Origin of the sequence: Catenulispora pinisilvae, from assembly GCF_015356865.1 — a bacterium.
Lineage (GTDB): Bacteria > Actinomycetota > Actinomycetes > Streptomycetales > Catenulisporaceae > Catenulispora > Catenulispora pinisilvae.
The window spans coordinates 1-255 of record NZ_JAAFZA010000666.1; the positions used below are offsets into that span (position 1 = coordinate 1).

Annotated in this window: 1 pseudogene; it reads right to left on the reverse strand. The window is 71.8% G+C overall.

Features of this window, described 5'->3' with window-relative positions:
* Positions 1-255 (reverse strand): annotated as a pseudogene (locus tag IZR01_RS49740) (IS5/IS1182 family transposase); the annotation flags it as partial.

A 255-nucleotide genomic window follows, 5' to 3' on the forward strand; every position in this document is an offset into this window, starting at 1 on the left:
TTTTGCGGTTGGCTTTCCCGGTGCGGCGGCGGGTGCGGATCAGGGTGCCGTCCAGCAGCACGACCTCCCCGCCGACGCGGGCGATCTTCTTCAAGGCCCGGTCCAGGCGCGGTGCCTGGGCCGCGAGGAGGGCGATCACCTCATCGGTCCAACGGCGGATAGTGGTCGCCGAGACCTGGTTGCCGCCGGCCAGGTCGGCGGCGCGTTGATCGTGGCGCAGCACCGCGAGCACCAGCACCGTGATCTGGCCCGCGG